The organism is Bradyrhizobium sp. WSM1253 (genome assembly GCF_000244935.1).
Lineage (GTDB): Bacteria > Pseudomonadota > Alphaproteobacteria > Rhizobiales > Xanthobacteraceae > Bradyrhizobium > Bradyrhizobium canariense.
Map to the genome: position 1 here is coordinate 3883576 of NZ_JH600073.1, position 6426 is coordinate 3890001.

Genomic DNA, 6426 nt, shown 5'->3' on the forward strand with positions numbered 1-6426 from the left:
GGAAGCTATGGGAAGAAGCGACATCCTGAGTTACGAATCGCTTTGCCGGCACACCGAGCTGTACAGCACTTCGACGGGACGGAAACGCACCAATTCCACGCGATCGAGAAAGCCGGTGGTTGGTTCCCAGCTTGATAGGAGAGCCATGAGAGCCGGCCCCGGGTCGGGCAAAGCTGCCGATAACGTCACGTGCGGCACCCAAGCTCCCGGTCGATAATGCGCATCAACTTTAAGATCGGGAAGTGCGGTTTGTATGGCCTGATGCCGCGCAAGCAAATCGCGCGTCACGATCGGCACGGCCCATAGAACGGTGCCGTTACCCGGGAAAGCCCCCAATCCGCTCAAGCTCATCGGGAGGGCCTCCCAATTTCGAGAGGTATCTTCTAGCGCGGTGTGTAGCCTCTTGAGGGGGGTCTCGTCCGGGTAGATCGCCAGGGTAATATGCGGCGCGTACCCAAGTTGGTAGCGATCGGCATCGATTCCGCTGGTCGCAAGCTTGCGCCACATTGCCTCGATAGGAACAGCGCTGATGGGGTCTAAGCAGAGTGTAATGGCGAACGGCATGGGCGCAATACTAACAGCGCCTAGGCGCGCACAGCAACTCGCTCAGTGCTCGCCCAATTCTGTATCCATCTGGCCGCTGCTTTCCCGACACGTCCCCAAGCACATCGGAGGGCCAATGACACCTACGGCCGCACTTCGAAGTAAGTCTTGCCGCCTCGTTCGAATCCTGCTCGCTCGTAGAAGCGCAGGGTCGTCTCACGCTTGGACCCCGTCGCCAAATGGACCTTATAGCAGTCGGCCTGCGATGCGATCTCAAGCGCATAGGTGAGAACCCGTCGCCCGAGCCCTGATTTGCGATGGTCGGCGTGGGTGACTACATTCTCAATGACGCCATATGATCGGCCGCTCCGAGACAGATTGGGCACAATTGCGAGCGTACACGACGATAGAAGCTTTTCACCTGCTTGCGCCACGATCACAGTCATAAACCCCGATGAAAGCAGATTGGACCAGACGCGCTCAGCCGTAGCTGGCTCCAGTTGAGCTTCGTGCGGATGGAGATGCCTGTAAAGGTTCAGAACTTCCGAGAGATCGTGTTCTGTTGCACGACGGATAATGGCTTCTTTCATGTGCTAGTCCCTTGGATCAATACGAATGGGGCTTCATGCGGCAAAGAATACCAGATGGGGTGCCAAGGGCGAACGCTGAGGCGCAGACGCGCGGGACGCCGAGTTCTGCCGCCGACTGTCGCAAAACGACGATTGCGCGTAGCATCGAATGTCGCTCTACTCCGTGACATCGCAAGACTGTTCCCACTTGGACCTCGGCGTGACAGAGCTAATTATCTTTGATTCGGACGGCGTTTTGGTCGATAGCGAGACCATTGCGGTGACCGTCTTGGCCAAAGCAGCATCGGAGGAAGGAGCCGCGATTAGTGTGGAGGAGGCTATCCGGTCTTTCCGAGGGCTAAAGATGACGGATTGCGTACGAGCAATTGAGCGCCGGTTGGGTCGAGACGTTCGTGAAACCTTCATTGACGACGTCAGACGAGCAACCGCATTTGCGTTTGATGCCGAACTGAAGCCGATCGACGGAATCCATGCGGCATTAGCTGAAATTACCGATCCCATTTGTGTAGCGTCAAACGGGCCGATGGCGAAGCTCACGCACACACTGGGACTGGCGAAACTGCTGGGCCGCTTCGAGGGGCGCATATTTAGCGCTTACGAGGTGGGTTCGTGGAAGCCAGATCCAGGCCTGTTCCTGCACGCGGCGCAAACGATGGGCGTTCACCCTTCACGCTGCATCGTCGTTGAGGACTCGGTGTCCGGAGTTCAGGCAGCAAAGGCCGCAGGGATGCGGGTCTTAGGTTTTACCGGCGGCGATCCGGAAACTGGACTGCAACTGGGAGCAATCTGCGGAAACCTTTTCCATCGAATGAGTGACCTTCCGGCTTTGCTGCAAGATCGTGTTGGATGATCGCTAAATGGGCTACCTCCGGTATGGGTCAAAACCGGCCTCGAACCATGCCGCGATGGGTCAGCTAAGGGCCACCAGTATTTCTCTAATCGACAGCAGATCCGTCTTCGTTAGCCTGTAAGTCCGCGCGCTAACCTCCGCTATTGAGGAGGTGAAGGGCCTGTGTATGAAGACCGGCAGTTGCCGAAGCTAAGACCGGGCCACCCTCCTCAGCTCGCCCGCCATCGATCCGCGTCACCACTCCCCCCGCCTTTTCGATGATCGGGATCAACGCGACGATATCGTGGGGCTGCAGCGAAGGTTCGACGGCGAGGTCGATACGGCCAGCAGCGAGCATTGCCGTAGCATAGCATTCGCCCCCGTAGCGGGTCATCCGGACCGAAGCGGAAAGGCGATCAAAGCCCTGCTTGAGCTCACCATGATAGTGCTCAGGCGAAGTCGTATGCAGGATAGCCCGCGACAGGGTGCCGACGTCTCGCGTGGACAGTCGTTGGCGCTTGCCTGCACGTTCGCACCAGGCCCCATCGGAAGTGGCCCAGAAACGCTCACTCGTGAAGGGCTGGCTCATCATTCCCAGTTCGGCTCGGCCATCGACGGTGAGACCGATCAGCGTGCCCCAGACAGGAAGGCCGCAGATGAAGGGACGAGTCCCATCCACCGGGTCCAAGACCCAGCGGTAAGAGCCACTTCCGGTTAGACCGAATTCTTCGCCCAGAATGGCATGGTCGGGATATTCGGTTTCGATCACTGCTCGAATCGCAATCTCGGCTTCCCGGTCAGCCTCGGTCACCGGGTCAAAGTAAGCCTCCCCAGTTTTGGAATCGGCGGCAAGGTCGGTTCGGAAGCGCGGCAAGGTTTCGCGATCGGCGATATCTGCCAATCGATGAAGGAAATCGGCGCCCGGCAGTTTCGGCATCAAATATCTCCATTGCACGCTCAGCGCCATCGTATCCGGATGGCGTCGAACTACACCCTATAAACACGTATAAAACAGGACGGTGGTGATCTTGAAGGTCGGCGCCGGGACCCGCTAGACCAGGGTGAGACCAAACGAAAATGGCACCGTTAAGATGGGCTGCGATGTCTCAAACGGGTCAAAAGCCGCTATTGCACTTTGGGCGGATACGCCCGCTATGCGGCCAACAGCAGCCACGCTAAATCTCTTCGACCCGGAGCGGCACAACTGTCTCCGCTGCATGATTTCTCCCGGGCCAATTCCCCCAAACGACTTTAGCGTCGAAATTCCTACCGTGGCAGCGAACGTTTATCACATCGCCCACGATGGGCGCGGGCCCCTGAAAATAGTTCTCATCGCGACCAAGCTCCTTCTCGGTCACAAGGTCTCCCGATTTCAGGAGAATTCGTTTGACCCAGTACGGCACGCCGCAATCCTTTTCTCAGCCACCAGCGTCCATAAATTCCCTCATATGAAGCACGCAGCGTGCCTGTCTGCACCGGTCAAACGGCGACTTCTAAATTTCCGGCGCAGTTGATCGACGCAAACAGAAGAACGGCCGGATCGCGAACGACAAAACAATCCACCAAAAGCCAGACTTGAAGCCGTTCGAACCGGCTCGGCCGGGGGACCGCTCCGGGTCACAATCTGACCTGCGCAACCGTCCCGGAATATCGGCTTTGGTTGTGCGTCAGGGAAGCAGTCGCTCTTGCTTCGCCTGCCTGAACCACTTCCGGAACATGTCCTCGGTATCCATCATCTCGGTGAAGCCGGCGCGGTTGATCTTCACGGTCGAGACGATCGAGGGCGGACCGGATTCAGTGTGGCCGTAGCGCAGGCTGTAATCGGCGTATTGGAATGAGAGGCCGACGAATTCCACTAGCGCTGGCGATGCAAGGTCGTGCTTGCGCCGCAGCGCATCCCAGGGGGCGACCCAGGATGGAGACTCCCTGGTGAGCGACAGCGGGACCGGCTTGCCTGGCTTCATCTCCAGCGCATCGGCGACCGCAGGCCAGATGTTCTCCCAGGTAAAGACGTCGCCATTGGTCACGTTGAAGGCTTCGTTGCGCGCGGCCTCGGCCTCGCCCGACCAGGCGATGGCGCGGGCGAGGAGGTCGACATCGACAGCCTGCGCCACCCGCGCGGCGCCGCCGGGGTAATCCAGCGGCCTGCCCTGCTCGCGCAGCATCGCGGCATAGACGCCGAGCGGCGGGATCAGGTCCATGGCGCCGCCCATGGCGAGGCCGACGATCAGCACCGGCCGCAGGATGCTCCAATGCCAAGCCTTGCCGGCTTGCAGTTCGCGCAAGAAGTTTTCCTGCGCCCAGTAGAAATTGGGCTGCTCGTACATTTCGGAACGGCCTTCGCGAGCCGGCACGGTCAGGGGGCGAACGTGGACGCCATAGGCCTTGGTGCCCTGCAACAGGGCGACATGCTTGAGGCCGGGTGAGACCGGCTCGAGCGCACCCATCAGATTGCGCAGCATCAAATCGTTGGTCTTGATCTGCTGCGGGTCGCGCCAGCCGTCGACGAGCTGCGGCGCCTCGTAGAGCGCAGCGTAGATCAGATGCGTCGCGCCGCTCAGTTCCGAGGCGGCGCGGCCGCAATCCGCTGCGCTGGTCAGGTCGATCGGGACATGACGGGCGCCGTAGCGGTCGCGCGGCCTCCGCCGGGACAGGGCAATGACATCGCACCCGCTCGAGATGCCGAAGTGTCGCAACGCGGCATTGCCGACGAGACCGCTCGCTCCGGCGACCACGATCGTCTTGCCCGTCATGCGCGAGCCTCCCTGGTTTTTGCGCGACGGAATAGCAGATCGCGTGCCAGCCCGACTTGCGTCAGGCTGGCGTTCGCACCTGCGAGGCGCCCATGAGGCTTGATTCTGGCGAAGCGTCCGGTCATCCTCGCGCGCGGAACCGCAACGATCGGAATTCCATCAACGAGTGCCCGCAAGGGCCGTTCGGAAACGCCACAACGTCTCAACAGAAAACGTCGAGCGTCGACGAAGACAAGACGACACCAAGATCGTTCCCTGGTCGAAGCATCGACTTAGCGGAGGGAAGCGCATGGAACGTCGTAAATTCCTGACGGCAGGCGGATTGGGCTTGGCCGCAAGTGCCGTCGCTGCGCCGGCGATCGCGCAGTCGATGCCCGAGATCAAATGGCGATATGCCGCGAGCTGGCCCAAGGCGCTGGATACGCTCTACGGCGGCTGCGAATATTTCGCCAAGCGCGTTGCCGAGATCACCGACAATCGTTTCCAGATCCAGCCATTCGCCGCCGGCGAAATCGTGCCGGGTCTGCAGGTGCTCGACGCCGTCGCAAACGGCACGGTCGAGATGGGCAACACCGCGCTGTACTACTATTGGGGCAAGAACCCCGCTTTCACGTTCGGCACGTCGCTGCCGTTCGGCTTGAACACGCGGCAGCACATTTCGTGGCTGCAGTGGGGCGGTGGCCAGGACCTGATCAACAATCTGCTGAAGGAATACAACACCATCGGCATTCCGACCGGGTCGACCGGCGCGCAGATGGGCGGCTGGTTCCGGAAGGAGATCAAGTCGATCGACGATCTCAAGGGACTGAAATTCCGGGTCGGCGGTTTTGCCGGCACGATCATCGCCAAGGTCGGCGGCGTGCCGCAGCAGATCGCGGCGGGCGATATCTATCCCGCGCTGGAGAAGGGCACGCTCGATGCCGCCGAATGGGTCGGGCCCTATGACGACGAGAAGCTCGGCTTCGTGAAGGTCGCGAAGTACTATTACTATCCCGGTTGGTGGGAAGGCACCGGCCAGGGTCACAACATCATCAATCTCGACAAGTGGAACACGCTGCCGAGGCACTATCAGGCCGCGGTCGACGCCGCGTCGCGCGATACCTTCACCTGGGTGACCGGCAAATACGATTACGTCAATCCGCCGGCGCTGAAGCGTCTGCTGGTGGCCGGCGCGATCCTGAAGCCGTTCCCGCAGGAAGTGCTGGAAAGCTGCTATGGCGCGGCCAACGAGATCTACGCCGATCTCGCCAAGACCAATCCGCATTTCGGCAAGATGTATGCGAGCCTGACTGGTTTCCGCAGCGAATCGCTGGCCTGGATGCAGGTCGCCGAGCTGAGCTTCGACAGTTTCATGATGCGGATGCGGACACGGACGTGAGACGCTGAGCGTCGCGTAACGTCGAAACGACGAAAGCCCCGGAGATGTCTCCGGGGCTTTTTGTTGCAGCGATGATGGCGATTACGGAGCGAAGCGAGTTGGGCTCTCGTGCCCCGGACGCAACGCAGCGTCTCTTCGACGATGCATTGCAGAGCCGGGGCCCATGCCGATGACGATCCCGTGGCCTCTGGGTCCCGGCTCTGCGCAGCAACGCTTCCGCGTTGCAGCGCGTCCGGGACAAGAGAGTTGCGTCCTCAATTCTGATCGTCACCCAGGGCTGCGACCAGCTTGTCGTAGTACTTGCCGACGACATCGATGTTGGCATTGTTCTCG

At 60.3% G+C, this 6426-nt stretch carries 7 protein-coding genes (1 of these 7 only partly in view); 2 read left to right on the forward strand and 5 right to left on the reverse strand.

The annotated features are described in order from the left end of the window. Nucleotides 1-30: 30 nt before the first annotated feature. Nucleotides 31-564 (reverse strand): 2'-5' RNA ligase family protein, encoded by a 534-nt coding sequence (locus BRA1253DRAFT_RS40500; RefSeq protein WP_007597268.1) that lies wholly within the window; start codon nucleotides 562-564, stop codon nucleotides 31-33. 122 nt (nucleotides 565-686) lie between these two features. Continuing rightward, on the reverse strand, nucleotides 687-1133 hold the full coding sequence (locus BRA1253DRAFT_RS19835; protein ID WP_007597269.1) for a GNAT family N-acetyltransferase: 447 nt from the start codon (nucleotides 1131-1133) through the stop codon (nucleotides 687-689). 199 nt (nucleotides 1134-1332) lie between these two features. Here BRA1253DRAFT_RS19835 and BRA1253DRAFT_RS19840 point away from each other — a divergent pair, with 199 nt between their 5' ends. Beyond that, nucleotides 1333-1983 (forward strand): HAD family hydrolase, encoded by a 651-nt coding sequence (locus BRA1253DRAFT_RS19840; protein WP_245285948.1) that lies wholly within the window; start codon nucleotides 1333-1335, stop codon nucleotides 1981-1983. A gap of 130 nt (nucleotides 1984-2113) precedes the next feature. Here the strand turns inward: BRA1253DRAFT_RS19840 and hisN are convergent, their stop codons facing one another. Next, nucleotides 2114-2899: a histidinol-phosphatase gene (gene hisN, locus BRA1253DRAFT_RS19845; protein ID WP_007597271.1), complete on the reverse strand. Its 786-nt coding sequence runs from the start codon at nucleotides 2897-2899 to the stop codon at nucleotides 2114-2116. 730 nt (nucleotides 2900-3629) lie between these two features. Further along, nucleotides 3630-4715, reverse strand: coding sequence for an NAD-dependent epimerase/dehydratase family protein (locus BRA1253DRAFT_RS19855; protein ID WP_007597273.1), 1086 nt, complete (start codon nucleotides 4713-4715; stop codon nucleotides 3630-3632). Nucleotides 4716-5004: 289 nt separating this feature from the next. Here BRA1253DRAFT_RS19855 and BRA1253DRAFT_RS19860 point away from each other — a divergent pair, with 289 nt between their 5' ends. Next, the gene (locus BRA1253DRAFT_RS19860) at nucleotides 5005-6093 is read left to right on the forward strand and encodes a TRAP transporter substrate-binding protein (protein WP_007597274.1); all 1089 of its coding nucleotides are present in this window, start codon (nucleotides 5005-5007) and stop codon (nucleotides 6091-6093) included. A 254-nt stretch (nucleotides 6094-6347) separates the two neighbouring features. Here the strand turns inward: BRA1253DRAFT_RS19860 and BRA1253DRAFT_RS19865 are convergent, their stop codons facing one another. Continuing rightward, nucleotides 6348-6426, reverse strand: the 3' portion of a protein-coding gene (locus BRA1253DRAFT_RS19865; protein ID WP_007597276.1) for a hypothetical protein. Its footprint extends 512 nt past the window's final position; only the last 79 of its 591 coding nucleotides appear in the window; its start codon lies beyond the right edge, outside the window — the gene reads right to left on this strand; it ends in the stop codon at nucleotides 6348-6350.